This window comes from Halobaculum marinum (assembly GCF_029338555.1).
In the GTDB taxonomy this organism is placed as follows: Archaea; Halobacteriota; Halobacteria; order Halobacteriales; family Haloferacaceae; genus Halobaculum; species Halobaculum marinum.
This window is the reverse complement of sequence record NZ_CP119989.1, coordinates 2,634,924-2,660,683: the sequence shown is the minus strand read 5'-3', so window position 1 is coordinate 2,660,683 and position 25,760 is coordinate 2,634,924. Positions and strand designations below refer to the sequence as shown.

At 70.5% G+C, this 25,760-nt stretch carries 26 protein-coding genes; 7 read left to right on the top strand and 19 right to left on the bottom strand.

Annotation, left to right across the window (positions count from 1 at the left end; genetic code table 11):
* Positions 1-42: 42 nt before the first annotated feature.
* Complete coding sequence (locus P0R32_RS13850) at positions 43-816, bottom strand: protein-L-isoaspartate O-methyltransferase family protein (protein WP_276237618.1); 774 nt, start codon at positions 814-816, stop codon at positions 43-45.
* Positions 817-947: 131 nt separating this feature from the next.
* On the opposite strand from P0R32_RS13850, the gene P0R32_RS13845 reads away from it, so the two are divergent.
* Positions 948-1,241, top strand: a complete 294-nt coding sequence (locus P0R32_RS13845) for a MarR family transcriptional regulator (protein ID WP_276237617.1) — start codon at positions 948-950, stop codon at positions 1,239-1,241.
* 19 nt (positions 1,242-1,260) lie between these two features.
* Here P0R32_RS13845 and P0R32_RS13840 read toward each other — a convergent pair whose 3' ends face one another.
* The 10 genes from P0R32_RS13840 to P0R32_RS13795 all read right to left on the bottom strand — a co-directional run bounded on the left by P0R32_RS13840 (position 1,261) and on the right by P0R32_RS13795 (position 11,184).
* The gene (locus P0R32_RS13840; RefSeq protein ID WP_276237616.1) at positions 1,261-1,587 is read right to left on the bottom strand and encodes a hypothetical protein; all 327 of its coding nucleotides are present in this window, start codon (positions 1,585-1,587) and stop codon (positions 1,261-1,263) included.
* Positions 1,588-1,669: 82 nt separating this feature from the next.
* Positions 1,670-3,073, bottom strand: a complete 1,404-nt coding sequence (locus P0R32_RS13835) for a choice-of-anchor W domain-containing protein (protein ID WP_276237615.1) — start codon at positions 3,071-3,073, stop codon at positions 1,670-1,672.
* A 356-nt stretch (positions 3,074-3,429) separates the two neighbouring features.
* A complete protein-coding gene (locus P0R32_RS13830) occupies positions 3,430-4,320 on the bottom strand; it encodes a hypothetical protein (RefSeq protein ID WP_276237614.1) in 891 nt (296 codons plus the stop codon).
* 94 nt (positions 4,321-4,414) lie between these two features.
* Entirely contained in the window at positions 4,415-5,050 is a 636-nt protein-coding gene (locus tag P0R32_RS13825; protein ID WP_276237613.1) for a hypothetical protein, read from the bottom strand.
* Positions 5,040-6,014, bottom strand: coding sequence for a signal peptidase I (locus P0R32_RS13820; protein ID WP_276237612.1), 975 nt, complete (start codon positions 6,012-6,014; stop codon positions 5,040-5,042). The genes P0R32_RS13825 and P0R32_RS13820 overlap by 11 nt, the downstream gene beginning before the upstream one ends.
* Positions 6,011-7,126 carry a hypothetical protein gene (locus P0R32_RS13815; RefSeq protein WP_276237611.1) on the bottom strand — a complete coding sequence of 372 codons (1,116 nt, stop codon included), beginning with the start codon at positions 7,124-7,126 and terminating at the stop codon, positions 6,011-6,013. The genes P0R32_RS13820 and P0R32_RS13815 overlap by 4 nt, the downstream gene beginning before the upstream one ends.
* Positions 7,123-7,929 carry a hypothetical protein gene (locus tag P0R32_RS13810; protein ID WP_276237610.1) on the bottom strand — a complete coding sequence of 269 codons (807 nt, stop codon included), beginning with the start codon at positions 7,927-7,929 and terminating at the stop codon, positions 7,123-7,125. Before P0R32_RS13810 ends, P0R32_RS13815 begins: the two co-directional genes overlap by 4 nt.
* A 362-nt stretch (positions 7,930-8,291) precedes the next feature.
* A complete protein-coding gene (locus tag P0R32_RS13805) occupies positions 8,292-8,432 on the bottom strand; it encodes a hypothetical protein (RefSeq protein WP_276237609.1) in 141 nt (46 codons plus the stop codon).
* 203 nt (positions 8,433-8,635) lie between these two features.
* Positions 8,636-9,484, bottom strand: a complete 849-nt coding sequence (locus tag P0R32_RS13800; RefSeq protein ID WP_276237608.1) for a SipW-dependent-type signal peptide-containing protein — start codon at positions 9,482-9,484, stop codon at positions 8,636-8,638.
* A 161-nt stretch (positions 9,485-9,645) separates the two neighbouring features.
* Entirely contained in the window at positions 9,646-11,184 is a 1,539-nt protein-coding gene (locus P0R32_RS13795; protein WP_276237607.1) for a vWA domain-containing protein, read from the bottom strand.
* Between the two features lie 611 nt (positions 11,185-11,795).
* Here P0R32_RS13795 and P0R32_RS13790 point away from each other — a divergent pair.
* Complete coding sequence (locus P0R32_RS13790) at positions 11,796-12,347, top strand: DUF7344 domain-containing protein (protein WP_276237606.1); 552 nt, start codon at positions 11,796-11,798, stop codon at positions 12,345-12,347.
* A 393-nt stretch (positions 12,348-12,740) separates the two neighbouring features.
* Here the strand turns inward: P0R32_RS13790 and P0R32_RS13785 are convergent, their stop codons facing one another.
* The gene (locus P0R32_RS13785; RefSeq protein ID WP_276237605.1) at positions 12,741-13,598 is read right to left on the bottom strand and encodes a DUF8054 domain-containing protein; all 858 of its coding nucleotides are present in this window, start codon (positions 13,596-13,598) and stop codon (positions 12,741-12,743) included.
* A 254-nt stretch (positions 13,599-13,852) separates the two neighbouring features.
* Between P0R32_RS13785 and P0R32_RS13780 the strand changes: the two genes are divergently transcribed.
* The gene (locus P0R32_RS13780) at positions 13,853-14,518 is read left to right on the top strand and encodes a DUF7344 domain-containing protein (protein WP_276237604.1); all 666 of its coding nucleotides are present in this window, start codon (positions 13,853-13,855) and stop codon (positions 14,516-14,518) included.
* Positions 14,519-14,655: 137 nt separating this feature from the next.
* Positions 14,656-14,874: a twin-arginine translocase TatA/TatE family subunit gene (locus P0R32_RS13775; protein WP_276237603.1), complete on the top strand. Its 219-nt coding sequence runs from the start codon at positions 14,656-14,658 to the stop codon at positions 14,872-14,874.
* A gap of 74 nt (positions 14,875-14,948) precedes the next feature.
* On the opposite strand, the gene P0R32_RS13770 is transcribed toward P0R32_RS13775, so the two are convergent.
* The 5 genes from P0R32_RS13770 to P0R32_RS13750 form a co-directional block, all read right to left on the bottom strand.
* Positions 14,949-15,986, bottom strand: a complete 1,038-nt coding sequence (locus P0R32_RS13770) for a glycoside hydrolase family 26 protein (protein ID WP_276237601.1) — start codon at positions 15,984-15,986, stop codon at positions 14,949-14,951.
* On the bottom strand, positions 15,983-17,314 hold the full coding sequence (locus P0R32_RS13765; protein WP_276237600.1) for a glycosyltransferase family 2 protein: 1,332 nt from the start codon (positions 17,312-17,314) through the stop codon (positions 15,983-15,985). The genes P0R32_RS13770 and P0R32_RS13765 overlap by 4 nt, the downstream gene beginning before the upstream one ends.
* A gap of 184 nt (positions 17,315-17,498) precedes the next feature.
* Positions 17,499-18,422: a class I SAM-dependent methyltransferase gene (locus tag P0R32_RS13760; protein WP_276237599.1), complete on the bottom strand. Its 924-nt coding sequence runs from the start codon at positions 18,420-18,422 to the stop codon at positions 17,499-17,501.
* A 116-nt stretch (positions 18,423-18,538) separates the two neighbouring features.
* Positions 18,539-19,636: a hypothetical protein gene (locus P0R32_RS13755; RefSeq protein ID WP_276237598.1), complete on the bottom strand. Its 1,098-nt coding sequence runs from the start codon at positions 19,634-19,636 to the stop codon at positions 18,539-18,541.
* Between the two features lie 145 nt (positions 19,637-19,781).
* Entirely contained in the window at positions 19,782-20,435 is a 654-nt protein-coding gene (locus tag P0R32_RS13750) for an HVO_0476 family zinc finger protein (RefSeq protein WP_276237597.1), read from the bottom strand.
* Positions 20,436-20,627: 192 nt separating this feature from the next.
* On the opposite strand from P0R32_RS13750, the gene P0R32_RS13745 reads away from it, so the two are divergent.
* Both P0R32_RS13745 and P0R32_RS13740 read left to right on the top strand, forming a co-directional pair.
* The gene (locus tag P0R32_RS13745; protein WP_276237596.1) at positions 20,628-21,065 is read left to right on the top strand and encodes an ester cyclase; all 438 of its coding nucleotides are present in this window, start codon (positions 20,628-20,630) and stop codon (positions 21,063-21,065) included.
* 84 nt (positions 21,066-21,149) lie between these two features.
* Positions 21,150-22,067, top strand: coding sequence for an ATP-grasp domain-containing protein (locus P0R32_RS13740; RefSeq protein ID WP_276237595.1), 918 nt, complete (start codon positions 21,150-21,152; stop codon positions 22,065-22,067).
* A gap of 140 nt (positions 22,068-22,207) precedes the next feature.
* Here the strand turns inward: P0R32_RS13740 and P0R32_RS13735 are convergent, their stop codons facing one another.
* Positions 22,208-22,591: an Hsp20/alpha crystallin family protein gene (locus tag P0R32_RS13735; protein WP_276237594.1), complete on the bottom strand. Its 384-nt coding sequence runs from the start codon at positions 22,589-22,591 to the stop codon at positions 22,208-22,210.
* Positions 22,592-22,795: 204 nt separating this feature from the next.
* Here P0R32_RS13735 and gap point away from each other — a divergent pair, with 204 nt between their 5' ends.
* Positions 22,796-23,854: a type I glyceraldehyde-3-phosphate dehydrogenase gene (gene gap, locus P0R32_RS13730; protein ID WP_276237593.1), complete on the top strand. Its 1,059-nt coding sequence runs from the start codon at positions 22,796-22,798 to the stop codon at positions 23,852-23,854.
* A gap of 55 nt (positions 23,855-23,909) precedes the next feature.
* On the opposite strand, the gene P0R32_RS13725 is transcribed toward gap, so the two are convergent.
* Positions 23,910-25,616, bottom strand: coding sequence for a sensor histidine kinase (locus tag P0R32_RS13725; protein ID WP_276237592.1), 1,707 nt, complete (start codon positions 25,614-25,616; stop codon positions 23,910-23,912).
* Between the last annotated feature and the right edge of the window lie 144 nt (positions 25,617-25,760).

Below are 25,760 nucleotides of genomic sequence, written 5' to 3'. Positions count from 1 at the left end.
GCGTCGGTAAAAGCTCTCGAAGCCAGCGACCGGACCGCCGCCTCAGCGGTCCGTCCCGGTCAGCCGGTCGTCCCAGTCGATCCACTCGTGCTCCCACCCGGTCTTCGCGAAGTAGCCCTGGTCGGAGAACTCGGCGTCCTCTCGCCGGGTGCGGTTGCGGACGCCGGCGCCCGCCTGCTCGCCCTCGACGAGCAGCGGCGACAGCGACACCGGTCCCGCCGTGTCGACCTCGTGGAGTCGCCCGGCCTCGTCGGGTTCGAAGGCGACGACCGACTGGTCGGCGCCGCGCCCCCGCGGGAGCACGAGTCGCCCGCCCGGTGCGAGTTGGTCCGCGAGGTCGCGCGGCGGTTCGACCGCCGCCGCCTCGACGAGCACGCGGTCGAAGGGGGCGTACGCGGGGAGGCCCCGGGCCCCGTCGGCGCGGTCGACGAGCACGGCGCCGTAGCCCGCCGCCGAGAGGTTCTGGCGGGCGTCGTACACCATCCGTCGCGAGATGTCGACGGCGTGGACGTGCCTCGCGCCGACGACCTCCGCCAGCACCGCCGCCGTGTAGCCGATGCCCGCGCCGACGACGAGCGTCTCGTCGCCCTCGCTCGCGTCGAGCGCCGACAGCAGTCGTGCGACCGTCGCCGGCGCGAGCACACGCGTCCCCCCCTGTTCGCCCGCGCGGTTCGCGTACGGCGCCTCGGCGACGAACTCCTCGCGCGGGACCGTCGCCATCGCCTCGCGAACCGCAGACGCGATCTGTGTGCCGAGTCCGTGCTCGACCGAGTCGAGCATGTCCTCGCGCAACAGCGCCGGGTCGGGTCCGTCCATGAACCTCGGGAGGCACTCGCCGGTAATGAACCGCACGCTCGCCGGGTCGGATCGCCGGGCACGGAACGGGTGTGCGCAGTGTGCGCACACGATGCAGAGCGTCTTACCGATGCCGGGAGTGAACCCTACCGATGCCAACGGACCTGCGGTCGGCGGTGGCGGATCTCCCTCCGAGCGCGAAGCTCGTGTTCGTCGTGCTCGAACAGCACGAACGACTCACACAGGCGGCGCTCGCAGAGGAGACGCTGCTCCCGCAGCGGACGGTGCGATACGCGCTCGACGAACTGCGCGAGGTCGAGGTACTGAAGGAGGAACTGAACATCATGGACGCCCGCCAGCGCTTCTACTCGCTAGAGGCGGGCGAACGCGACCCCGACGAACCGGAGGTGGGCCTCGCCCACGAGCGGTCGGCGTCGGCCCGCTGACCACGGTCGACTCGGGCCGTCACCCCGCGTCTGTTCGCCCGCGAGCGGCGCGCAGGCACTGCGTCGCGCGACCGAGCGCGACGAGAAGTACGGCTTCGAGGTAGCAACACGCGACGAACAGCGCCCAGAACCCCGCGTCGCCGACGGCGACGCCGAGTTCGTTGAACAGGGCGGTGTCGACCAGGAACGCGACGGCGAACGCCGGCCACGCGACGACGGTGAGTTCCTCCGGGAGCGGGGTCGTCCGAGCGACCGCGACGGTTCCAAGCAGTGCGAGCGTCACGAGAAGCGTCGATCGAGCGGTCGCAGCGAGGCGAAGCCGGGCCGCCGTGGAGGGCGGGCTCATCGGTTCGTGTTGTCGACGGTCCGAAATAATGGGTGGGGTGTGCTGTGCAGTGCGTCTCAGCGATTCACGGGGGACGACGGGGTCACTCGACGACGATGTCGAACGCGACGCCCTCGTCGTTGCCGGGGAAGTCGCCCTGCAGCGTGATCGTCACGTCACCCGAGAGGACGAAGCCGTTCGCGAGGTCGGCCGCGTCGGTGGTGAGCGCGACGTACGCGATTTCGCGCCCGCCGGGGCCGTCGTCGTTGCTGGCGGTCACGCCGTCGGGACCGACGAACGTGACGGTCGTGCCGTCGACCGACAGCGCCACGTTGTCGATGTCGACGGTGGCCTCGTCGGCCTTCGCCTGCAGGCCGATCCGGCCCGCGGGGGCGGCGACGCCCGTGGCGGTCGAGACGAACGACCCGGAGCCGAGGTCGAACGTCGCAGTGCCCGCGGCGTCGTCGTACGTGTAGGTGAACGGGACTGCGACGCCGTTGAGGGGTGTCCAGTCGATGTTCTGCTGGTCTTGGCTCGGGGTGCCGGCGCCCGCGCCGGTCGCCAGTTCCCAGGTGTTGGTGCCACCGTAGCGAGCGCGCCCGGTCATGGCGACGGAGCCGAAGTCCTCGCCGCCGTCACCGTAGCCGCCGTTCTGGTTAACCGTCTGGCTCGCGTCGACGAAGCCGGTGTTCGCGCTGGAGGCGCGGAGCAGGTTGTGACGCGCCTGCACCGCGTTGAAGTCGATGTCGAACGCGATGGAGTCGGTCTGGATCTCGTTACCCACGGAGGTGGGCACCTCGAACTCGAACAGCAGGCACGGCTCGACGAAGCCGTCGTCGGAGCCGGGGACCGGGTCGGCGACGAGCGTGCTCGGGTCGTGGTCGAACAGGTACGGCGCGCCCGCGAAGAACTCGCGGAGGGTGCCGCTGAAGATGTCGCCCTTCGACGTGCCGGGGAGGTACTGGACGACGCCGCCGTCGGAGTAGTTCCCGTTCGAGTAGGACACGTCCACGATCATCGCGTCGAGCAGCTCACCCTCGCCGGCGGCGTCGCCCTCGTCGTTGATGTCGCCCATCGCGGCCGTCGTCGACTCGGGCTCGGTGTAGCCGTTCTCCAGGTTCTCGGTCGCCTCGCCGCCGAAGGTGAGGTAGCCGGGGTTGTCGTCGATCTGGAAGCAGAACTCGCCGATGCCCGTGTCACCGGGCTTGAGGTCGTCCACGACGAAGCCGAAGTCGGCCTCGCCGATGACCTGCCCGTTGGCGGTCGAGTTCACGCCGTCGATCACGCCGCTGGCCGCGCCGAACAGGGGCTGACCGGGCATGTTGTACTGGCCGTCGAAGCGGACGCGCAGGTCGAACTCGCCGGCCTGCAGGGAGTTGCCCGAGAACGACTCGGTGTCGCTGAAGTACGCCGTCGTGCCCAGGCCCGCGCCCGCGGAGGCGATTCCCACGGCGCCGATGCCGAGGAGGACGTTGCGTCGAGACGTGGTGAACGATCTGTTGCTCATTAGCGACTGGCCCCACGTCTGGAGGGAGCCTATGTACGCACAGCCACGCCGTCGGCGACGCCACCGTTCGCCGCCGCGAACGTGTGGTTCGTTCGACCAGTTCCGACGCGAGTCCACCGACAGGCGAGCCGTTCCGGCTCGCAGGACGTGCCTGCGACGCCGGTCCAGCGCGTCGGAGTCTGTCGGTTTCGGTGGATCGTGGTCGGATCGGGCACGCCACAAGCCGACGGACGACGCAGCCTGCGCCACGCTGGTCGAGCGAGGAGGTCTGCGCGCGAAGGAGTCGTCTCGTGCACGGAGTCACTGTGTGCCACCGAACGACCGCCGTCGGCGGTGGCGTTCGACTGGAGGTGCCCTCAGGCGACCGTCTGTGCCGTGATCGTGACCGACAGGTCGAGTCGGTCGCTCTGCGTCACGTTCACGTCGCCGGGGACGGGCAGTCCGCGCGCGGCGAACGCGGCGGCGTCACCCAGGAACGTCCACTCCAGTCGGACCTCACAGCTCGCACCGGGCGACCACGCCCCGTCGGGTCGCCCCCCGGCGACAGCGAGTCCGTCGCCGTCGGCGGCGGTCGCCGCGAGCAGCCCCGCGAGAGTCCCCTCGAACACGGTGTCGCTCCCCCCGTCCTCGGGCACGACAACGAGGCGGACGCCGAGGAAGGCGGCCAACTCGCCGGCGTCCGGGGTGGTGTCGCCCGCGGCGGCCTCGCTCTCGCCGACGCCGTTCTCGTCGTCAGTTGCGTCGGTTCGGAGGGAGAGCCACACGGGGGTGTCGCCGACGCTGACGCCGAGTGCGAGCGTGCCGCCGCTGCCGGGCGTGACCGCTTCGAGAGGGACCGTCGGCGTCGTCGCACGGGTGACGAGACGGGTGCGCCCGTCGTCGTCGCGGTCGACCGTCGTCGTCGACTCGGTGGGCGACCCCCGTCGCCACCCAGTCAGCGCTGGGTCGGCCGACGGCGTCGGCGTGGCACTCTCGGGCGGCGTCGGGGTGGCGGACGGCTGACCGCCGTCCGGCGAGGAGTCGTTCGCACCCGCTCCGCTCGCCGTGCCGTCGGGAGTGGTGGTGGGCGTCTCCCACGGGAGGATCCGATAGCCGACGGTGATCGCGGGGTCTGGGACGGCGCCGGTCGCGGCGGGGTCGTCGTCGTCGAGCAGGCGTCCAAGCGGGGTCGACGCCGGGAGGGCGACCCCCGCACCGGCGACGGCGGCGAGTGTGACGAGCGCGGCCCGTCGAGAAAGCTGAGTCATTGGCTGGTGAGAAGCGCGGAACGGAGTTCAACAACCGCCCCGTACCGCCGCCGAACGAGTCGTTCGGCGGGGGAGGACGGTGGCGGGGACCGTCTCAGGCTGGTGGCGTGTCGGCCGCGTCGGGGTCACCGACCACACCGGTGACGTTCCCGTCGGTTTGCCCCGTACTGGTGGTGTTCCCACCGTCGCCGCTCGGGTCATTCGGCGGCGTGTCGTCGCCGCCCGTCGCGCCGTCAGTCGCCGTCCCGTCCGGTGCACTATCGTCGTCACCCTCGGGAGCGGTGCTGTTGTCGGCACCGTGTGTCGATTCGTCGTCACCGCCGGAAGCGGTGCTGTTGTCGACTGCGGGTGTCGATTCGTCGTCACCGTCGGGCGCCGTGTTGTTGTCGGCGCCGGGAGTCGTCTCGTCGTCACCGACGGGAGCCGTGCTGTTGTCGGTGCTGGGAGTCGTCTCGTTGCCCATCGCACCGGCGGTGGCGTTCGAGTCCTCCGGGACCGGGGTCGTCTCGTTGGCGGTGCCGTTTTCGTCGTCGAGAGTCACGCCGGCGCGTGCGGCCGCGGGGCCGTCGTCGGACGTGTCGCTCGTGACGAGGGCCGGCTGGCCGCTCGCGGACACGGTGATCGCGACCGCCTCGCCGTCGGTCAACAGCGCGACGGTCGCACCGCCGGCCGCGGCGGCGACCACGACGAACGCGGCCACGAGGACCGCGAACAGCGCGTCAGTCCGCACGGTACACCTCCTCGTCGTCGACGACGGGAGTCGCGGCCGCGGGGGACGCGACCGCCGCGGGGACGAACTCGGTCGCCGCGGGGGTCGGGCCGGACGCGACCGACTCGGTCGGCTCGGTGCCGGCGCCCGTCCCACCGCTGTACCGGAGGTACACGAGGAACGCGAGGCCGACGAGCGCGCCCGACAGCACGGACATCGTCTCGGGGCGCGGCGCGTCGAGCGCCGTGAACTGCCAGTAGGCGTTCCACGCGGCGTACGCGACCAGGAGCGCGGCGACCGCGATGGACGCCGTCATGTCGCGACCGGTGAGGGTTCCCCCGTCGCCGGCCGTGTCGTCGGTCGACGCCGCCGCGTAGTACGCCTGTGCGGCCGCGACCGGGTCGTACACGGTCGGGAGCGCGCGGTCGGCGGCGCCAGCGGTCGTCGCCGCGCCGTCGACCGGCGCGGACGCCGCGTCGCCGCCAAGTCGTCCCCGGACGAGGCCGTAGCCCACGTCGAGGACCAGCAGCGCGAACGGGAGTACGACGAGCGCGACGAAGCCGTACTGCGAGTCGATCGCGGTGATCGCGGTGCCGAGGAACGGGATCGTGAGCGTCACGACGCCCACCACGTTCGGCGCCGTGACGATGCCGGCGTCTGGGTCCTCGTTGGCGTCACCCTGCGTGCGGAACAGCAGGGTGCCGTCCTCCTCGATCACCTCGATCACGCGGTGGGTCGTCGGCACGTCCGTGCCGCGGTCGAACGTGATCACGTCACCGACGCCGATCGCCGACGCCGGCGTCGCCGTGACGAACACCACGTCGCCGGGGGCGATCGCGGGGCGCATGCTCCCGGTGAGCACGACGTAGCTCTCGTCGGCGCCGACGAGCGCCGGCGCGGCGTACGCCGCGAACGGGAACACGACGCCGAGCACGACGACGGCGACGAGCACCTGCCGGAGGTCGATCCGCGAACGGAGGCTCATCGCTTCCCCCCGTTGCCGCCGGCGTTGTTCGGCTTGTCGTCGCTGGGGCCACCGCCGTTGCGGAGGCTGGGGTCGCGCACGAGGTCCTCGGGGCAGGTCGGCTCCCCGTCCTCGCCCTCGATCTGCGGGGTGCAGATCGACACGGTGACGTGGCTGATCGCGTTGCGACCGACGCCGATGACGCCGTCGAGGTCGTCGCCCTCGTACACGTACGGGTCGTCGTTCCCGGCCTTCAGGACCGTCTTGCAGCCGGCGACCACCGTCGTCGGGTCGTCGGCGAGGACGACCGCGAACCGGGCGGCCATCGCCTCCCCGTCGCCGTTCTCGTCCACGTCGTCGACGCGGAGGAGGTACGCGGACGACCCTTCGGTGAACGCGTAGGTTCCAGCGTCGAGGCTGTTCGACTCGTCGAGTTCGTACTTGCCGATTCGGACACAGCAGTCGCACTCGTCGACCGAGTCGGACAGACAGTCGGCGTTCGACAGCGACGCGGTGCCGGCGAACGGATTCTCCGTCGCACCGACGCGGCGACACTGGACGGCGACGCCCTCCAGGAGGATCGTCGCGTCGTCGTCGCCGACGTAGCCGCTCGACAGTTCGAACTCGACCGTCAGCGGGACCGCGGTTCCGGGGTCGAGACACGACTGCTCGCCCGGCGCGACGGCGACGCCGCTCGGGTCGAGCGGGACGCCGCCGCCCAGCTCCGCGAGGAACTCGGCGTACGTGCCCTCGAAGATCGTCTCGCCAGCACCGCTCGCGTACGAGACGGTGAGCAGCAGGTCGTCGCCCAGCCCGCTGGGACCGGCGCAGTCGCACCGGAGCCACAGGTAGGCGGGGTTGACGCCCGACTCCGCAGGGACGAGGAACGTCAGGTCCACGCTCTCAACGTCGCCGGGCGAGAGCGTCGGGACCGGCACGGCGATCGGACCGGCGGTCGCGTCGGCGAAGCCGTCGCCGACGTCGACGCGGAGTTCGACGCGACCGCTGGCGACGCTCGCGGCGAGCGTCTCGCGGTCGGCGAGCATCGCGGCGGTGCCGACGCCCGATATCGCGCCGGCGGCGCCCGCGGCGGTGATCCCGGCGAGCACCTCGCGGCGGGTGACGTGTCTCACGCTGCCACCTCGAACGGGTTGGCGTCGTCGCCACAGGAGACGGCGGCGAACTCCAGCGTGAACTCGAGGGAGTCGCTCTGGATCGTGTTGCCTATCTCCTCGGGAACCGCCCAGCGGAACCCGACACAGCGGTTGCCGTCCTGCGGGAGCGCCTCGGGGCAGCCGTCTCCCCCGTCGAACGGGAGTCGGACGCCCGTCTCGAACGCTTCGACCACGTCGACGAAGGCGCCGGCTGCGCCGGAGCCGTCGGCGGTCGGGACCTGCGGCTCGAACAGGTCGGCCTGCCCGTCGCAGGCGCCGAAGACGACGCTGTTGTCGAGCCAGAAGAGGCTGTTCGTCACCCCACCGAGTTCGCCGACGCCGTCGGTGTCGACGCCCTCGGCCAGCTCTTCGGGTTCGTTCTGCCCGTTCTCGGCGTTCGCCGTGAGCACGGGGCGGAACCAGACGTTGAGGTCGGCGTCCAGCGCTTGGAGGCCGATCACGAGGTTCCCGGAGTCGCCGGGGAGGACGTTGCCGAGCGAGACGACCGCGCCGGGCGCGTCGTCTACGTACGTCGGGCCAGTCGTCGGGTCGAGGGTGTCCTCGGCGCCGGCGACGGGGTCGCCTTCGGGGGAGTCGATCGGTGTGCCGTTGTACGTCTCGTACCACGAGACGCGGAGCGCGCCCGGGCCGTCCGTCGCTTGCGCCACCGTATAGCGGGCGAACGGCGGCCGGCTGCCCCCGGCGAGCCGAGCCCCCGCTACCGTGGAGAAGCCGGCGACGCCGAGGGCGGTCAGCACGCCCCGTCGAGTGAAGTGAGTCATGTGTGTGAACTCCCGCGTCCGCCGACGCGGGCGCGATACCTGCTCCACGCGCTTCGGGGGCGTTAGTACGGACAACGCGTCAGCAGAGCATGGTGTCCGTGCGACCCGGCAGGCGTGGCGTGCGCGAGCGGCAGGGTCACCCTGCCAGCCCGCAGTCGCTCGGTTTCTCCACCGAGAACGCGCCCACTGTCAGCGGGCTCCGAAGGGGTCGAGACACGGGGGCACCGACACTGGTCGGTGCGTCTACGAGGGGGTGCCCCGGTGTGTGTCGCTCGGTGCGGATCGATCCCCGCGGGAGCACGTCGGGTGTCGCTCGATCGGCTGTGACGACTGGGGAACACGGAACGTGGTAGGAGCGCAGGTCAGTCGACGCCGTCCTCCGGTGTCGGCGATAACGCCTCGGGGGTCAGCGGCGCCGATTCGGGGTCGGAGACGGTGTCCGTGCACGGGTTGTACAGGCCGTCGTTGTGGCGCGCCTGCAGCGCGCGGAAGTCGAGCGCCACCTTCCGCGAATCGGTCTGGATCTCGTTGCCGACAGGGATGGGGATACCGACGGCCCCCGTCGCCGTCGAGCGGAACGCCGTCCGCGAGGGATACTGTGTACCTGCTGGGCCGTGACGGGGACGAACACGACCGTACGGTGGGCGGTCTCGGTGAGACCGTGCTGGGGTCGAGAAAAACGTGGCGTGGTCAGCGTGCGAGGCGGTTAGATCTGGGTGGAGTTGTCCGACTGCCCCCCGTCGAGGAGGTCGTCGGCCTGCTCGTCGACGCACGGGTTGTACGTGCCGTCGTTGTGGCGCGCCTGCAGCGCGTGGAAGTCGAGCATCATCTCCAGCGAGTCGGTCTGGATCTCGTTGCCGACCGAGGTGGGGATCTCCCACTCCAGGCACAGGCACGGGCCGGTGACCGCGACGACCGCCTCGCTCTCGTCGAGGACGGGCTCGTCGTACATCGCTTGCTCGCCGGGGACGAGCCCAGCGACGCCGTCGCCGTCGAGCGCGACACCGCCCGCCAGGATCGCGAACAGGTCCGCGAGGCTGCCGGAGGCGATCTCCTCGCCGACGATCGTCTCGCCGTCGACCTCCTCGCAGTAGCTGAGCGTCGCGCTGATCGCAGCGCCGAGTTCGCCAGCGTCGGCCGTCTCGTCGACGTCCATCTCGGGCTCGGTCATGCCGTTCTCGGCCTCGGTCAGGTCACCGCAGGCCCACATGTACGAGGGGTTGTCGTCGATCTCGAAGCAGAACTTCACGCTGCCGGAGTCGCCGGGCTTCACGTCGTCGAGCATGTAGAACATGCCCGCTGGCTCGCCGTCGACCGTGCCGGCGGACTGCTCGGCGAGGTTCTCGACGGCGCCGTCGCTGTCGTAGGTCGCCTCGTAGTCGACCAGCAGGTCGAGCGAGCCAGCCTGCAGGGAGTTACCCGAGAACGACTCGGTGTCGCTGAAGTACGCGGTCGTGCCGAGGCCGGCACCGGCGGACGCGAGGCCCACGGTACCGAGGCCGAGGAGCATCGTGCGGCGAGACAGATCGAACGTCTGGGGGGTGTCTTGTGACATTGGTTGGTTCCGGCTCGCGACGGTCGCGAGCGAGGACCCGACGGCGGTCACGAACCGCCGTGTCGGCCGTCGACCGGAGTCGACGCCGAACGGGTCGGGTGGCTCGACGGGGTGCGTCGAGCCGAGTCAGCGGGTGTCGGTAGGAGTGAACCAGCGTCCGATCAGGCGGACTGGCCGAACGGGTTCACGGGCTCGTCGTTGTGGCGGCACTGGACCGCCGCGAAGTCGAAGTCGAACTTGACGGAGTCGGTCTGGATCTCGTTGCCGACCATCGGGTCGACCGACCACTCGAACGCGACGCAGTGGGTTCCGGGTCGGAAACAGACGTCGCTGGAGACGTCGTCGCCCAGGAGCGGCACTGGGTCGAGTTTCACGCCGTTCTCCGCGAAGGCGCCGAACTCCGCGAGGGTGCCCTCGAAGAGGACGCCCTCGGCCTCGAGGATCGTCGCGAGGATCGAGTCGAGGATGTCGATCGCGGCGGTCGCGAAGTCCCCGTCGGCCGACTGGTAGTAGTCGGTGCCGTCGCCGTCGCCGGGTGCGGTGACCGTGCTGCCGGCCATGTCCTTGAGGAGCTGCGGCTCGCCGTCGCCGGGGTCGTTGATGTCGACCATGACGATCTCGGTGCCCTCGGACTTGGCCTCGTTGGCCTCGGCCAGTTCGTCGACGACGGAGTCGAACTGCTCCCCGTCCGTGAGGACGATCATGACGGGCTGGGCGCCCGCACGCAGGTTCGCCTGCAGGAAGTCGTTCGCCTCGCGAACGGCGACACCGAGCGCCGTGCCGCCGACACCGAGCGCCGCGGGCTCGATGGCCGCGACGTTCGACTCGAACAGCGTCTCGTCGTCGGTCGGCGCCAGCGCGATGCCGACGTCGTCGCCGGGGGGCGTGTCGTCGCCGATGTAGTTCTCGTTGCCGAAGGTGAACAGCCCGACCTCGATGTCCTGTGCGGGGTTGCCGAACACCTCGTCGCCGAACGCCTCGATCGCCGTCTTGGCGACCGCGAGCTTCGTCGTGGTGCCGCCCTGGCCGTCCGAGATGACGCCACCGTTCTGGCTGTACTCCATCGAGCCGGAGATGTCCTGCACGATGAGCACGTCGGCGCTGCCGGTGTTCTCGTCGTACGTGTTCGAGCAGTTCTCGTCGTACCACATGCGGACGTCGATGTTCTCGGCCAGCTCGCCGGCGTCGAGGCCGTTCTGGTCGACGAGCGCCTCGGGCTCGCTCAGGTCGTTGTCGAGGTCGTCGTAGACGAGCCCCCGGAAGTACACGTGCGCGGGGTTGTCACAGATGTGGAAGCTCATCGTGACCTCGCCGTAGTCGCCGGGCTTCACGTCGTCGAGGCCGAAGACGGGCATCGCCTCGCCGTTGATGAGCCCCTCCGTGTTGCAGGAGAAGTCCAGGTCGGCGCGCTGCTCCCAGGTGAGGGGGCCGTCCATCTCGTCGCCGTACTGCTCGAGCATCTGTTCGGCGGTCGGGGCCTGTCCGATCAGTTCGACGCCGTTGGGGCCGTCGTACGTGGCCTTGTAGTCGAGCATGAGGTCGAGGCGACCCGCCTGCAGGGAGTTGCCCGAGAAGGACTCGGTGTCGCTGAAGTACGCAGTCGTGCCGAGGCCTGCGCCCGCGGAGGCGAGGCCGACGGCGCCGAGGCCCGCCAGCACCTGCCGGCGGGACGTGTTGAAGAGTTTGGGTTGTTCGTCCATTTGTTTGGGTTGTGGGTTTGGTGTGTTCGCGTTCGGTCGTCCCGCCTCGATGGCGGGAGAGTCCCCGACGGCGGCGTCGCACCGCCGCACCGGCTCCGTCGCGAGTGCGACGGCCCGGCGGGGCACATCCATGAGTCCTCGCGCTGGCCGCCGAGGGCCAGCTGCGGGCTCGTGTCGCCGCCACCCTCCGATCCCGGCAGTCCAGTCGGGGTCGGGGGGTGGCTTCAGTGAGCGCGGTGCCCACGGGGGGCTCGGCGACAACCTACCCGAATGCACGTACCCACTTACTCATGGAGAGCCACGACACCGGAGAACCGAACGTTCGGCCCCAGAACGCCCGAAAAACCCAGATGAGCACTGTCGGTGTTGGTGTCCGTGTCGGTCAGTGCGGCCTCCGCAGGGACACCGTACCGTTGCTGAGGGGGTTCCGCTCAGGTTCGCAGGCACCGCGTGTCAGGCAGAACGGTGGCCGTGTCGCGGGCACAGGCGGGGCCACCCGTACGGGACGCACACCCTCACTTGACCGAAGGGTGACCGTCGCTTAGTCACCCCCGCGCGTGTCGTGGGTATCGAGTCGAGGTCGACGAACCGACCCGACTCCCCTCACATCCATGACCCAGACACTCACCGACGCCGACCTCTGTCAGATCCTGAGCTGCTCGCGCCGCCGGCTGGCGCTTGAGTACCTCTGGGACGCCGCCCAACCCACCTCGCTTGCGACCCTCGCCGACGCCGTCGCCGCCGTCGAGACCGGCGAGGAACCGGCGCCGCGACCCGCCCGCGAGAGCGTCTACACGTCGCTGCGCCAGACGCACGTCCCGACGCTCGAACGCCACGGGCTGGTGCGGGTCGACGACGCCGGCGACCCGGTGGCGACGCCGGCGGCCAAGGCGGTCGTCCGTCGGATCCGCGACACCGGCCCGTTCGGTCTCTCGTGGAGCGAGGTGTACCGGACCGTCGGCGTCTCTGGCCTGTTCGCCACCGTCGCGACCCTCGCCGGGGCGCCGGGGCTGGCGACGGTCGACCCGCTGATCCCGGCGGTGGTGGGCCTCGCGGCGTACGCCGGCACGTCCGCGTACCACGTGTGGACCCTCCGCCCCCGGCGCTCGCGGGCCGGACCAAGCGGTACTGCCGCCGAGGGCTGGCACCCGTCGCGCGCCTGAGTCCGACGACTATCCTCCCCTCGACCTTCTCCACGCCGCGCGCACCGTAGTCTCTGTTCTCACCGCATACACCTACTCAACCGTGTGTCGCGCCCTCCGTTTCTCCCGGCTGTTCCAGTCAGTCCCCGCCTCGCCGGTGGCCGCTCATGGCGCTCCGAGACCGTGCCGACCGCCACGAGACCAGGGACTTGCCCACCGCGTCAGGCGGTCGCGTCGAGCGTCGAGCGCCGACACGACACGGTTCGACACGTCTCGACCCGTCGTGTCGCGACACCGACTGCACGGCACGGTAGGACGCGAGCGAGTGCGGACCGCTCGTCGGAGTTGGGTCAGCGTCGGAGTGGGGTCAGAAGGAGCAGAACTGCGGCGAGACAGCGGGGACACGGGGGCGACTCAGGCGCGAACAGGCTGGGAGGCGTCGTCTTCGGTCACGCCGACGAGCGATGCGTCGACTTCGAACAGGCGAGCGTCGCACCCGGCGCAGGTGGCGACGAGCACCTCGTACGAGCGGCAGCACGACTCGGCGACGTCGGTGCCGAGCGAGACGGCGCCGTCGCAGGCGGGGCAACTGTCCATGCAGAGGCGGAACGCGCCCAGGAGACTCGCGCGTGTGTCTGCGGGCAGACCGCGCCAGCCGCCGACCTGGCGGGTGAACACCTCGTGGGCCGCCAGGTCCGTGGCGAGTGCGACGCGCGACTCCCACCGCCCGGCGGGTTGGTTGCCGATCCGGGCGCCGTAGCCGGCCCCCTCGACGCGGACGGTCACCTCGGCGGGGTCGAACCCGAGGGCGTCGGCCAGCGCGAACGCGAGCGCGTCGTCGCTGTCGAGGTCCGCCACCTCGGAGACGATGGCGGCCCGCATCGCGGGAGCGACCGTCAGGTCGCCGTCCGGGCCGTCGATCACCGCGCCAGCGGCACGGAGATACTGCTCCGGGTCGATGCCGCCGAGCGCGTCGCCCGTCGGCGCCTTGTCGAACCAGCGGAGCACGCGCTCCGGCAGATAGCGTTTCGTGAGTTCGGGCGTCCCGGGTACGAGATAGCCTCGGAAGTAGACGGCAGCGGCACCGCCAGCGGCCACGGCCACACCTGCCGGCACGGAGACTGTACCGGCGGCCAGCGCCAGCGCCCCGGTCGCCGCGAGGTTGACGCCGGTGCAGGGGTAACAGCGGTTCGCCCCGGTGTACGCGGGGTTGCGGAGGCGTCTGAGTGACGATGCGACACGGCCGGTCAGTGAAGAGTCGTGTATGGACATGGTGCGTGGTCGCCCGCCGTGGGCGGGTGTACCGGCTGGTACGCCGACTGTCGACGTAAGAACGCACCGCGATGCCTGCGCGCACGGGCACCCTGCGCCCGGACAGGAGGGCCCTGCCGAGCCGTTCACGCCAGGTTTGAGCCAGATATGTGCGGGCCCGTGTCTCATATTGACACGATAACATTAAATACCCAAAAACGATTAATTTGTCGTCGGTCGCGTGCCCGGTCGCATCCGATCGCCAGGGGTTCGCAGTGTCACAGATATCCATCCTTCCTCAGCGGGAATCCGCTACTACCGGCCCCGTCGTCGAATCGAGCGGCAAGATCGACCGCGACGCGATGTACTCGCTGTTGAGCAGTCGTCGCCGTCGGAACGTCTTACACGCCCTCGTCGCCAACGACGGCACCTCGACCGTCTCCGACCTCGCACGCCGGCTCGCGGCGTGGGAGACCGGCAAGCCCCCCGAGGCGGTCACCTCGAAGGAGCGCAAGCGGACGTACACCGCGCTTCGACAGACGCATCTCCCGAAACTCGCTGAGTACGACGTCGTCGAGTACGACGTGAACCGGGGCACGGTCGCGCTGACCGAGGTCGGGGAGGAGCTCCAGCCGTATCTGTGGCCGCGTCGCGACATCGGCGAGAAGTACACGCGCATGGCCCTCGTCGCCGTCCTGTCGGGGGCCGTCGTCACCGCGCTGTCGTGGCTCGGAGTGCCGCCGTTCGCCCTCCTCGACGGCTACCTCCTGACCGCGACCGTCACCGCCGCCTTCGGACTGGTGACGATCGGGATGTATCTCCGGACGCGTCCCGCAGTCCTCAGCGGCTCGGCACACCAGAGCGACACGCAGTACGCCGCCCGCAACGACGACGGCGACGGGACCGGCGGCGATGTGAATCGACTGCAGGACACCGACTGAGACCCCCCGACGCGCCGGCGCGCCGGCGCGCTTCTCGGACCAACCCGACAGTGTTCTTCTCACACTGACCTGACAGGGACACCGTTCCCCGGGGAACGCGGTGCGTGTTCATGGCCCGTCCCGACTATCGGACGGTGATGACCCTACTGTTCGGCATGATACCCGGCGGCCCCGAGATGCTCGTGATCCTCCTCATCGTCGTCCTGCTGTTCGGCGCGAACAAGCTGCCGCAACTCGCCCGCTCCAGCGGGCAGGCGATGGGCGAGTTCAAGAAGGGGCGCGAGGAGATCGAACGCGACATCCGCGAGTCGGCCCACACCGAGTCCGAGGCCGCCGTCGAGGAGTCGACCGCCTGAGCGTCGGGCCAAGACGTAGCGCGGACGTGTAAAACGCCACTTTTCCGGAGCATCGACCCGCCGACGGTTCGACGCTACGCGTCGACGAACGCGCGGTAGCCGCGCCTGAACCCCGGGTACGTCCGGTACGAGCGCCCGTCGACGCGGATCGTGTTCGCGCCGCGCTCGCCGCCGAAGACGGCCCAGTCGGTCTCTTTGTCGGTACCGAAGTACCCAGCGAGGCGGACGTCCCGGTCCACGAACGTGGCGAACGCGTCGGCGAGCCACGCGCTCTTTGCGTCCGGATCTGGACCGGTCGCTCGCTCGGAGCCACAGCCGAACTCGGGGACACACAGCGGGCGTGCCGAGCACCCGGCGACGCGGTCGAGCATCTCGCCGAACACCGCCGCCGGGTCGCGCCACGCGCTCCACTCGCGACTCGTCCCCCAGTTGAAGCCGTCGACGCCGACCCAGTCGACGGCGTCGTCGCCGGGGAACAGTGCCTCCGCGTGCACGTCGCCCACGTCGACGTGGTTGACGGCCCAGATCCACGACACGGCGGCGTCGGCCGGGAGGCGCTTGGTGACCTCGCGGTGGATCCGTCGCCACGCGCGAACGTACGTCGAAGCGGGCGTCTCCGCGACCGACGGCGCCCACGGGTACCAGTCGCCGTTCGCTTCGTGCATCGGGCGGATCAGGATCCGGCGGTCGTCCGGGGTGCCGTGTTCGCCGTCCGGTCCGGCGAGCCACTGCGAGAGGGCGCGCCCCCACTCGCCGAGGTACTCGTCGTAGCGACCGCGCACGATCCGCACGAGGAGGTCGTCCGGCGTCTCCTCGGGAGTACGGGTGAACGGTTCCCACGTCAGCAGGGGCGTCCGGCCCGCCTCCCAGACGGCGGCCAACCGATCGAACAGGTCGGCGATCGCAACGGGTGCGGTCGCCCACGGCTCGAACACGGTCTGGACGTCCAGGCCGGTCGAGAGCCACGCCTCCACGTCGCTGGCGCGCTGCAGCGACTCGGGGACGTCGCCGAGGAACGCCCCGCCGAGCCTCCGTCCCGACCCGTCGAGCGGCGGGCGGGCCGCCGTCGAGCGTGACCGTCTGCCACCTCGACCGCTGTCGGGTGGGGTCACGGGCGCTCCTCTTCGCCGCCGTCACTCTCGAGGAGGTGCTCCGGCGCGTCGTCGTCGGTCGGGACGTCCAGTACCTCCCCGAGCGCGTCGTCGACCCCGTCGGGCGCCGCCTCGACGACCTTCCGGGTGACGGCGAACGTCTTCGCGGGGCGGAGCAGCCCGTACAGCGCGCCCGCCGAGTGGACCGTGACGACGAGCGGGGTGAACACGAGCAGGTACACCCACACCGCTGCCGGCGGTCGGTAGGTGACGAGACCCAGGAGCGACCACCCGTACACGTGACACAGGAGGACGAGCGAGAGCGCCGTGTACGCCTCCGGGAAGAACACCGGGAGCAGCGAGAGGTCGGTGTACCCGAGGTAGCTCACGACGGAGCCGAGCCACAGCAACGGGCTGACCGTCGACAGCGCCCACCCGAGGTCGCGCATCTGGTAGAGGACGCGGTAGTCCTTCGGGAGCAGGTCCGTGCGCGTGCGGGTCCCCGTCAACCACCGGCGTCGCTGTGCGATCATCGCCGACACCGAGGGTGGCGCCTGGTTACGGAGGGGCACGTCGGCGACGTCCAGCGTCGCGCCGTACTCGCGGACCGCGCGCCAGAGGAACACCGAGTCCTCGACGATGCTCGGCGTGTCCCAGGTCACCTCCTCCTCCAGACTCCGCCGGATCGCGATCCCACCGCCCCACGCGTAGAACGGGATGCCCAAGAACGGGAACGCCCGCTGTTCGACGTTGAAGCCGATGCGGTGGATCTCCGCCAAGTACGGGACCAACCCGCCGCTCCGGGACGGACGTTCGCGGAACTGGACGACGTCCGCGTTCGACGGAATCTCCGTCAGCGCCGACGCGTCGGTGTCCTCGTCGAGGTACAGCACGTACTCGCGGTCGGTCGGGTGGTTGCGCCGCGCCCACTCCACGGCGCGTCCCTTGTGGGTCGCGGTGCAGACGAAGTCGTCCGGCACGACCAACACCTCAGCGCCCGGCACGTCGATCGGTTCCTCCGCGACGACGACCACGTCGTCGAGTCCATCGGGCAGGGACGCGACGGTCTCGCGCACGACAGCCTCGTTGCCGATGGTGAGGATCCGCACTTGCACGGCGTCGAGGTCCCAACTGAGGGTCGGATCGCTCGACCGCGCGATGCGGCGTCGGCTGACGGTCGACCGGAGCAGTTCGTAGTCCCAGAACGCGACCGGGACGGTGTACAGCAGCAGCAACTGCCAGAGGACGAACGCGACGAACACGTCCGGCGAGGACAGGACGAACGACCACGCATCGCTGAGGACGCGCAGCGTCTCCGGCGAGACGACCTCGACGATGGCGCCGGTCACGACCCTCGACCGTGAACCGAACCTGACTGCAGGAGACCGACACCGTGTCGGGACTCGTCACACATTCGACTGCCAGTTGGATCGTATCTACTTAACAGAAACTCTCAGCCCAGCGGTTTCGCCCCGATCGCGGAGCGAGTGGTGACCTCTGCGCGAACGCGAACGTCATCGTGGGGACCGGCGGTCAGCCGTCGACGACGCCGACGGCGGCGTGCCGGCCGATCCCGGGGATCGGCTCGACGCGCACGTCCGCGAGGCCGGCCTCGGAGAACCAGTCGCGGACGGTCTCGGGCGCGTAGGCGCCCCCGTGCCCCGCGGCGAGCGCGCGTGCCTCCACGGCGACGGCGTCGCCCGAGTCGTCGTCGAGCACGTCGGTCGCGACGAGGGCGCCGTCGCCGTCGAGCAGGTCGACCGCGACCGACAGCGTCGGCACGATTTCGCCGGGGTCCATCCCGGAGAGGCCGTCGCCGAGGAACGCGAGGTCGAAGCTCCGGTCGAGCGTCGCGGGGATGCCCGCGTGCAAGGACACGCGGTCGCCGTGGACGCGCCCGAGCAGGTCGACCGCAGACGGCGACTCGACCAGCGTCGCGTCGACGCCGCGGGCGGCGAACTCGCGGGCGTACACGCCGGAGCCACCGCACAGGTCCACCACCGAGTCGGCGTCGGGGTTCGCCCGGACCGCGGCGGTGACGCACGCCCGGACGACGGCGGGGTCGGTGGCGTAGTGCGCGCCCAGCGCGTTCGCCTCCCAGTCGCTGCGACGCTCGGGCGGGACGCCCGTCTCCAGCGTCTCGGGGAGCCCGACCAACTCGTCGAGCACGTCGAGGTCGTGAGGGACCGACCCGATGGAGCGCACGTCGCGCTTCGCGAGCATCCCGAGCGCGCGGTTCGTCGGCTCGTACTCGTCGTCGACGGCCTCGAAGAACCCCAACTCCGCCAGCGCCTCGACGAGCCGTCGAGCCAGCGGCTCCGCGACGTCGGTCGCGGCGGCCACCTCCGCCGGCGTCCCCGCCGTCGTCAACAGCGCGTCCAACACGCCCGTCCGCCGCGCTGCCCACACGAGGAGCAGTTCCTCGGTGTCGAGCCCGGTCCGCTCGTCGGTCGGCATCGTTCGTTCGCGGGAGTTTGACTGGGTGGATAAAAGAGCATCCCTCCACGGGGGGCGCGCCACGGAATCGGGGCGGTGCTCGGGAACGCAGTCGTCGGACCGGGCGTATCGGCGGGCTACGGCGGTGTCAGTCCGGCGACGACCTCGCGGAACGCCGCCCCGTCGAGGCCGTGCGAGGCGCCCGCCCAGACGGCGTACCGGACCCCGTCGTCCGCCCACTGTGCCTCCCACGCGCCGTGCTCCTCGGTGAGTGCGGCGTAGTACACGTTGGTTCCGCGGCAGTCGATCCGTTCGCGCGTCTCGGCTGGCTGGTCGGCCTCCGCCGGAGGCAACGCCGGCGCGAGCGGACTCCCCGCCGCCGCGGCGGTGATCCAGAGGTGGTCGCTTCCGGTCGTGCGGTCGCGGAACAGGAGTTCGACCGCGTCGGCCTCGGGGAACGCCAGCGCCGAGTCGAACACGAAGGCGTCGCCTGCCCCGCGGTCGCCCGGGACGAGCGGCTGTGGGGTGTAGCGCTCCGACGCCGCCGCCAGCGCAGACAGCGACACGGGTCGGCTCTCGTCGTACGGCCGCGGACCCGAGTGGTCCCACAGACCGTGCGGGACGCCCGGTGGCCGACAACCGAACCGGACCCAGTAGTTCAGCGCGTGAAACGGCGCCTCGCGGACCCCTCGGCTCGCCTCGGGGTCGGCGGGCGCGAACCCGCGCAGCAGCGCCGCGAGTTCGTCGTCCGCGAACGAGCCCGCGGTGACCGACACCTCGATCTGTGCGCGCTCGCGCTGGAGACACGCGCCGCGCCGGTCCTCGTAGTCGGTGCCGAGCCAGCCCACCGCGTCATCGCAGGCGACGGGCGTCGGCGCCGGCGTGCGCCACAGCGGCGCGACGCTCGCCGCGGGGGGCGCCCAGTCGTACAGGAACTGCTTGACCCGGAGCGCACGGTCGTCGCCGCGGACCACGGCGCGCACGCTGGAGGGGTTCCCCTCGCTCCACGGTGTCTGCCCGAGGTCGGCCGCCTCGACGCCCTCAGGTCTGCCCGGCGGCTGTTCCGGCCGGTAGGTCACTGTCTCGACGGCACAGTCGTCGGGGAGGGTCGTCGGTTCGTGGACGACGAAGTTCGCGTGCGCGGCCGCGTCGGCGAACGTCGTCTCGCGTGGCGGCTGTGCGGCGTCGGGGTCGGTCGTGCGGGCGGTCGGGTCGGCGACGCGCCACTCGCTCATCGGTGACCTCCGTCGCGGGGGTCGGTTGGGTGTGATCGGGGACTCGGTCGCACGGTCTCGGGATGTGCAAGGAGGAAGAAAAGCGCTCGCTGAAGCGCACTTCAGCCGTCGAGAGAATCGGTGTTCGGTCGGGGCTATCGCCTTCTCACCAGGCGGACCAGGCGGCCGTCTTGGTGTCGCGGGCGTACACCCGCTTCACGTCCTTCGCGTACACCATGTCGCCGTCGTGGTCGAATTTCTCGTGGCGGTAGGTGTCGGCGGTCTCGTCGCGCACCTGCACGCCCTCGATTTCGATCTCGTCGTCGCCGAAGGAGACGGTCTGCCCGACGACGAACTCGTAGTCGCCGGGGACGTACACCTTCAGCGAGCGCGTCTCGTCGCGGCGCCCGTCCTTCGGGTGGACGGTGATGTTGACGGAGACGTTGTCGACGACGCGCGTCCAGACGGTCGCGGCGTGGTCGATGTCGGACTGCTCGACGCGACGGTCGCCCTCCAACTCGATGGAGGTGACGCGCACCTGTTGGATCGCCTGTTCGGTCTCGACGATGAACTCGTCGCCGACCTCGACGAGCTGGTCGGGCTCGCCCTCCAGCGTCGCGGTGTACGACTCGCCGTCCTGCGAGACGACCACGTCGACGTCGACGGTCGTCGGTTCGGGCACCTCGACTTTGTGCGTGTGACCGCAGACCGTACACTGCACCGTCGCGTGACCGCCGGGCTTCAGCACCTCGTGGGGCGTCTCCTCGGCACAGCCCGGGCACTCCACGGGCACCTGCGAGGGAACGTCGGAATCGCTCATGTGGGCGACTACCTGCTCGGGCCGTAAGAAGCCTCGTTTCTCCGGATGCGCGTGTGGCGCCGTGTCGCGGGGGCGGCGCCGGCGGGTGATCCGGGGCGCTACAGGCGGGGCGATACCAGCGCGACGAAAACCGCCGGCACCGTTGATGCTCCACGACAGACTACCGCAGATCGGGTGGTTCGAGTGAGCACGATGTCCAACGATGCGGCAGCGGAACTGATAGCCGACTTCACGCAGGAGATCTGGAACGGTGGAGACCTCGCGACCCTCGGCGACTACGTCGCCGCGGACGCCGTGATCCACGATATCCCCGAGAACGAGGAACTCCACGGTGTCGACGAGTTCGCCGAGTGGATCGACGACGTCAGGACGATCTTCCCCGACTTCCACGTCGAGACCGACGAGGTGATCGTCGGCGAGGGTCGGATCGTCTCCCGGTGGACGGCGTCCGGCACCGACGAGGGCGGGCTCACGGATTTCGGGCTGGAACCCAGTAACGAACGCGCCGAGTGGTCCGGAACCACGGTGTACGCCGTCGAGGACGGCGCGGTCACCGAGGCGTGGTGGTACTACGACATGCTCGGGATTCTCGCGCAACTCGGCGCACTCCCGCCCGAGATGACCGAGTAGTCGCCGTCGATGGGTGGGGGCCAGCGCCCCCAACACCGCGAGCCGAACCGTTACCTCCGGGGGGCCCGACGGTCGGATACGACCATGCCGTCGCCCCCCACCGACCCCGACCTCCGCCTCGCCGTGACGACGCGGGCGGAGACGTTCGAGCGCCTCCGCGAGCGACTCGCCCCGCACGGCATCGCCGTCGAGCACGTCCAACCCGACGAGCGCGTGCTCCGCGTCGACACCGCGGACGCGACCGGTGCGGGCGACGCGACCGACGAGTTCGACGGCTTCGACGCCGGGTGGGTGTACCCCTCGCGACTGATGGAGGGGGCGGTGCTCGACACGCACCTCGGCGTGCCGTGGGTGAACGGGCGCGATGCGACCCTCGCCTCGCGCAACAAGGCCGGCACGCTCGCGGCGCTGTCGGCCGCCGGCCTGCCGGTGCCGGAGACGCGACTAGTGTCGAACCCCGTCGACGACGAGGCGGTGCTCGCCGCCGCCGACGAGGTCGGTTACCCCGTCGTCGTCAAACCCAACTCCGCGACCCGCGGGGTGGGCGTCGCGAAGGCGACCGACCCAGACTCACTGCTCGGCGTCACCGACTACCTCGATTTGGTCCACGACTACCGCGCGACGGGCGACAAGTCGTTCCTCCTCCAGGAGTTCCTCCCGGGCGCGACCGACTACCGGGCGATGGTGGTCGACGGCGACTACGCGGGCGCCGTCGAGCGCCGACTCCCGGCGGGGGCGCTCGCCGAGGGCAGGTGGAAGCACAACGTCCACCGCGGCGCCGTCGCGGAGGGCGTCGCCCTCGACGACCCGGCGCGGGAACTGGCGGAACGGGCAGCCGAGGCGCTCGACATCCCCCTGCTCGGGGTCGACCTCCTCGAGACGGACGGTCGCCTCGTCATCTCGGAGACGAACGCCCGCCCGACGGTCGACGAGGCCCACAAGTACCGCGACGGCTTCGACGCCGACGTGGCGGCGCTGGTGCGGCGGACGGCCCGGCGGTAGCTGGTGGGGAGGATGGCACAGCGGTAGCTGGTGTGGCAGAAACTGGTGCGGCAGAAACTGGTTCCGCGGGCGCCGGCGTGGCGGTCGCTGTCGAACCAACGCGTTCGAGAACGGACGCCGACCCGGCGTGGGTGGCGGAGTTACTCGACGTCGATGTCGGCGGACGGTTCGAGGGCGTCGAGGCGAACTTCGAGGACGCCGTTGTTGAACGTCGCCGTCGCGGAGTGCTCGTCGACGCGGGTCGGGAGCCGAACACGCTCGTCGAAGCGGCGGTGCTCACCCTCCGCGGTGATCGTCAGGGTCGACCCGTCACACTGGAGGTCGATCCCTCCCTTGTCGATCCCCGGGAGGTCGGCGACGACTCGCACCGTCTCACCCTCCTCGTACACCGACACGTGGGTCTCGTCGCCGAAGCCGGCGTCGCCGGGCGCGGCCGCACCCGTCGCAGCGCCGGTCATTTCGCTCATCATCCGTTCGATCTCCTCGAAGATATCGCCGAACGGATCGTCGCGGTTGTCACGCATTCTCACCGCTTGTTGTTCGTTGGTCCGAATAAGCCTTCTCCCCCCCGGCGAGCGCCACGTCCTGCCGTCTCGCCCGACACGTCTCCCCCGAGGCGACGGGGCGCCACATCGGGGCGCCGAGTCGCGCTCCCACTCGACCGTCGCGCAGCGCCCCGCTCGGCCGTACCCACAAGCGATAAGTCGTCGGCCATCAGTTATTCGGATATGAGTAAATCGTACCTCGCGGCGGGCGACGACGTCGACAATCCCGTCCGTGTGGGGCTCAACGGGTTCGGTCGGATCGGTCGCAACGTCTTCCGTGCGGTGTTGGAGGACCCCCGCATCGAACTCGTCGGCATCAACGACGTGATGGAGGGCGAGGAGATGCGCTACCTCGCGTCCTACGACTCGGTGATGGGTCGCCTCGACGGGATCAGCTACGACGCCGACGCGCGCGAGTTGTCCATCGGCGACACGGCGGTGCCGGTGCTCGACGAGCAGGACCCCGCCGACCTGCCGTGGGACAACCTCGACGTCGACGTGGCGTTGGAGTGTACCGGCGTGTTCCGCACGAAGGGCGACGCCGAGAAGCACGTGGAGGCAGGCGCCGACGTGGCCGTCATCTCCGCGCCGCCGAAGGGCGAGGAGCCGGTGAAACAGCTCGTGTACGGCGTCAACCACGAGGAGGAGTACGAGGGCGAGTCGGTCGTCTCGAACGCCTCCTGTACGACCAACTCCGTCACGCCGGTCGCGAAGGTGCTCGACGAGGAGTTCGGCATCGCCTCGGGCACCCTGACGACCGTCCACGCGTACACGGGGAGCCAGAACCTCGTCGACGGCCCGAAGGCGAAGACGCGCCGCGGGCGCGCCGCCGCCGAGAACATCGTCCCCACCTCGACGGGCGCCGCGCAGGCGGCCACCGAGATTCTCCCGCAACTGCAGGGGAAACTCGACGGGATGGCGATGCGCGTCCCGGTCCCGAACGGCTCGCTCACCGAACTCGTCGTGGACCTCGAGGACTCCCCGTCGGCAGACGAGATCAACGCGGCGTTCCGTGACGCGGCGGACTCGGGGCCGCTGGCGGGCGTGCTCGGCTACACCGACGACGAGGTCGTCAGCCGCGACATCATCGGCCTGCCGTTCTCCTCGTACGTCGACCTGCGCTCGACGAACGTCGTCGGCGACGACGACGAGGGCGTCGCGAAGATCCTGACGTGGTACGACAACGAGTACGGCTTCTCGAACCGCCTGCTCGACGTCGCCGCCTACGTCGACGCCTACTGAGGCGCCGACCGGCGACCCGCCGCGACACCGCCGATTCTCTGCTGCCCGTTCACGCTCACTCGACAGACGCGGTCGCTTGGCCGTGCTCACCGAGCGTCGCGCCCGGCGACCGCTCCTCGATGTCGGTGCAGGCGCCGCTGACGACGACCTTGACGCCCCCGGCGTAGTCGGGGTCGACCGTCGCCTGCCAGCCGTGGACCTCCGCGAGCGTGCGGACGTTGGGGAGCGCGATTCCGGCCTCTGCGTCCGGAACGGCGCCGCCGTACTCGAAGAACGCCTCGGGGTCCAGTTCGGGGTACTCCTCGCCGTCGTCGGCGACGACGAGGCCGTCCTCGCGGAGGGTGACGCTCACCTGCGAGGCGTCGTTGTGCGCGGCGAAGCGGAACGCGCTGGCGAGCAACGACTCGAGGCGCTCGGGGTCGGCGTCGATCTGGCCGTCGCCTTCGCGCACCAGTCGGAGCCCGTCGGGGCCGAGGGACCGCCACGCGTCCTCGACGGTCGACCCGAACGCGACCGACTCGGTGTCCTCGACGGTCTGCCCCTTGCGCGCGAGTTCGGCGAAGTCCTCGACGAGTCGCCGCATCCGGTCGGCGGTCCGCGAGGCCGTGCGGAGCGACTCACGCGCCGCGTCCACGTCGCCCCCCTCCAGTTCGGCGCCGGCGAGGTCGACGCGCCCGGCGACGATCTGGAGGGTGTTGAACAGTTCGTGGCGCATGGCGGCGGCGAACGACTCCAGTTGGTCGTTCTGCCGGGCCAACTCTCGGCGCCGGCGTTCGGAGTCGGTCACGTCGCTGCACATCACTAAGCGCCCGACGGTCCCACGGGCGCGGACGAACTCGGTCGTCGTCACGAGGAAAAAGCGCGAGCCACCCGCGCCCGACCGTTCGAGCAGTCCCTCGCCGCCGTCGAGTTCGGCGGCCACGTCGGGCAGCGCAGTCGAGATCGGGTCGCCGCGGGCGCCCCGCAGTTCGGGGAACGTCTCGCGAGCGAGGTCGTTCGTCTCGCGCACTCGGTCGTCCTCGTCCAGGTAGATCAACGAGTCGTCGATCCCGTCGGACAACTGGACCGAGAGGAACCGGTCTTCGAACACGTACAGGGTGCCGACGGCGAACACCGCGACGCCCACGGGTTCCATGCTGAGATCGAGCAGCGACGGCGTCGCGACCTCGACCACGTCGAACGCGACCGGCAGCGCGGTCGCGCCGACCAGCGCCGCCAGCGGTCGCGTGTCGAAGTCGGCCTCGAGGAACTGGTCGAACAGCATGAAGAAGCCGACCGCGACGAGCGAGTACGACACCCCAGTGACCACCCAGTGGGCGAGGCCCTGCTGGACGGCGAGGTGGGTGAACGGCGTGGTCGCCACCTCGGCGGTGAAGTAGAAGCCGTGGAGGGGGTTCGTCACCTTGATCGCGACGACGGCGAGGTACGCGCCGACCGCCGCGCGGCGGTACGTCTGGTTCCGGTGGAACGCGCGCCCGGTGTACGCCGAACAGAAGTACAGCCACCCTCCGATCGTGGTCAGGCCGACGATCAGACCGGTGAGGTACAACGCGTACTGGAGCGTCGGCGTCGGGGCGAGCAGGTACGCCAACTGGGCGACCGCCCACCCGCCGCTGGAGACCACCAACGCGACGAGTCCCCGTCGCGTCTCGTCGTCGTCGATGGCGACCGCCCGACGGAGCGCGAGCAGACAGCCACCGATCGCGACGGCGTAGGCCACCACGTAAAGCGAGAGGAGTGTCGGGACGCCGGTTCCGAGCATCAGTCGTCGCACCCGCCGCACCTATTTAAGACTGGGCGCTCCGGCTATCGGCGGTGAAACCCACGCCGAGGGAGCCGTCGGCGCCGCGACTGGCACCGTGACCAACGGCGGGATCATTCGGCTGGAATACCAAACGCTTACTCG

What these genes read in the sequence shown, in the direction of transcription:
- P0R32_RS13850 (WP_276237618.1), bottom strand. Translation starts at nt 816, where the DNA reads ATGGACGGACCCGACCCGGCGCTGTTGCGCGAGGACATGCTCGACTCG.
- P0R32_RS13845 (WP_276237617.1), top strand. Translation starts at nt 948, where the DNA reads ATGCCAACGGACCTGCGGTCGGCGGTGGCGGATCTCCCTCCGAGCGCG.
- P0R32_RS13840 (WP_276237616.1), bottom strand. Translation starts at nt 1,587, where the DNA reads ATGAGCCCGCCCTCCACGGCGGCCCGGCTTCGCCTCGCTGCGACCGCT.
- P0R32_RS13835 (WP_276237615.1), bottom strand. Translation starts at nt 3,073, where the DNA reads ATGAGCAACAGATCGTTCACCACGTCTCGACGCAACGTCCTCCTCGGC.
- P0R32_RS13830 (WP_276237614.1), bottom strand. Translation starts at nt 4,320, where the DNA reads ATGACTCAGCTTTCTCGACGGGCCGCGCTCGTCACACTCGCCGCCGTC.
- P0R32_RS13820 (WP_276237612.1), bottom strand. Translation starts at nt 6,014, where the DNA reads ATGAGCCTCCGTTCGCGGATCGACCTCCGGCAGGTGCTCGTCGCCGTC.
- P0R32_RS13810 (WP_276237610.1), bottom strand. Translation starts at nt 7,929, where the DNA reads ATGACTCACTTCACTCGACGGGGCGTGCTGACCGCCCTCGGCGTCGCC.
- P0R32_RS13800 (WP_276237608.1), bottom strand. Translation starts at nt 9,484, where the DNA reads ATGTCACAAGACACCCCCCAGACGTTCGATCTGTCTCGCCGCACGATG.
- P0R32_RS13795 (WP_276237607.1), bottom strand. Translation starts at nt 11,184, where the DNA reads ATGGACGAACAACCCAAACTCTTCAACACGTCCCGCCGGCAGGTGCTG.
- P0R32_RS13790 (WP_276237606.1), top strand. Translation starts at nt 11,796, where the DNA reads ATGACCCAGACACTCACCGACGCCGACCTCTGTCAGATCCTGAGCTGC.
- P0R32_RS13785 (WP_276237605.1), bottom strand. Translation starts at nt 13,598, where the DNA reads ATGTCCATACACGACTCTTCACTGACCGGCCGTGTCGCATCGTCACTC.
- P0R32_RS13775 (WP_276237603.1), top strand. Translation starts at nt 14,656, where the DNA reads ATGACCCTACTGTTCGGCATGATACCCGGCGGCCCCGAGATGCTCGTG.
- P0R32_RS13760 (WP_276237599.1), bottom strand. Translation starts at nt 18,422, where the DNA reads ATGCCGACCGACGAGCGGACCGGGCTCGACACCGAGGAACTGCTCCTC.
- P0R32_RS13755 (WP_276237598.1), bottom strand. Translation starts at nt 19,636, where the DNA reads ATGAGCGAGTGGCGCGTCGCCGACCCGACCGCCCGCACGACCGACCCC.
- P0R32_RS13750 (WP_276237597.1), bottom strand. Translation starts at nt 20,435, where the DNA reads ATGAGCGATTCCGACGTTCCCTCGCAGGTGCCCGTGGAGTGCCCGGGC.
- P0R32_RS13745 (WP_276237596.1), top strand. Translation starts at nt 20,628, where the DNA reads ATGTCCAACGATGCGGCAGCGGAACTGATAGCCGACTTCACGCAGGAG.
- P0R32_RS13740 (WP_276237595.1), top strand. Translation starts at nt 21,150, where the DNA reads ATGCCGTCGCCCCCCACCGACCCCGACCTCCGCCTCGCCGTGACGACG.
- P0R32_RS13735 (WP_276237594.1), bottom strand. Translation starts at nt 22,591, where the DNA reads ATGCGTGACAACCGCGACGATCCGTTCGGCGATATCTTCGAGGAGATC.
- gap (WP_276237593.1), top strand. Translation starts at nt 22,796, where the DNA reads ATGAGTAAATCGTACCTCGCGGCGGGCGACGACGTCGACAATCCCGTC.
- P0R32_RS13725 (WP_276237592.1), bottom strand. Translation starts at nt 25,616, where the DNA reads ATGCTCGGAACCGGCGTCCCGACACTCCTCTCGCTTTACGTGGTGGCC.